Raw genomic sequence first — 1,288 nt, forward strand, 5'->3', positions numbered from 1 at the left:
TCAGCAGGCGGTGAGCGGCGATCGCTGCCTGCGGTTGGTCCAGGAGTTGGGCGAGCAGGGTTTGGTAATGCTCGGCCAAACGCTCGATGGTGGCGGCGTCGAACAGGTCGCAAGCATAAGTGAAGAAGCCGCCGATGCGGCCTCGGCTGTCTTGCCAGGTATCCAGGCTCAAGTCGAATTGGGCGGCGCCGTTGTCGCGGTCCAATGCTTCGATTTGCCAGTCCGGGTGCTGCGCCAACAGGCCGACGTCGGTTTGCTGGTGGTTGATCAGGATCTGGAATAAGGGGTTTTGTCCGAGCCGGCGTTCGGGTTGCAGGGCGTCGACCAGTTGTTCGAACGGCAGGTCGGGATGGGACTGGGCTTGCAACAGGGTGTGTTTGGTTTGTTGCAACAGATGATCGAAACCGCTTTGCGCGTTAATCCGGCTGCGCAAGACCACGGTGTTGACGAAGTAGCCGATCAGGTTTTGGGTTTCCGGACGGTTGCGGTTGGCCAGCGGCAGGCCGATGCGCAAGTCGCTTTGGCCGCTGTAGCGGTAGAGCAGCACGTTGAAGGCGGTCAGCAGCAGCATGAACGGGGTGACGCCGTGTCGTTGCGCCACGGTTGGGATGGCTAGGCTGACGGTTTCGGGCAAGACGAAGGGGACGCGGCCGCCGCGCTGGCCGGGTTCGGCCGAGCGGGCGCGGTCGTAAGGCAGTTCGATGACGGGTTGGTCGCCACCCAGCCACTCGGTCCAGTAGGCCAGCTGGCGTTCGGCTTCGCCGGCTTCCAGCCAATGGCGTTGCCAGGCGGCGAAGTCGGCATGCCGAATCGGCAAGATCGGTAAGCGCGCCTCACGGCCGCCTTGAATCGCGCCATAGAGTTCGGCGAACTCGGCCAATAAGCGGTTCAACGACCAGCCGTCGGCAATCAAATGATGCAAGCTTAAGTTGAGCTCGTGGCAAGCTCGGCCGCGCTGTACCGGAAGGCGTACCAGCAGCACTCGCCATAGCGGGCCGCGTTCCGGATCGAACGGGGTGCGGGCTGATTGCTCGGCCAGTTGTGCGGCTTGCGCCCGGGCCTCGTCGTCGGCTAGCGCACTGAAATCGTGAAACGCTAAAGCCAATTCCAAGTCCGGTACTATCCGCTGACGCGGTTGGCCGTCGACGGCATAAAACACGCTCCGTAATGCGTCGTGACGCTGCGCCAACACATTAAAGGCTTGCGTCAACACCGCGCGGTCCAGTTCGCCGGTGATACGTACCCCACCGGCTATGTGGTAGGCCGTGCTCGATGGGTCCAGTTGAGA

1 protein-coding gene is annotated in these 1,288 nt (G+C 62.5%); it reads right to left on the minus strand.

Annotated features, from left to right (window positions below; genetic code table 11):
• A partial coding sequence (locus ACW73I_RS23010) for a condensation domain-containing protein (protein WP_458031843.1) occupies positions 1-1,288 on the minus strand: 1,288 nt, incomplete at both ends.

This window comes from Methylomonas sp. MgM2, from assembly GCF_054172045.1.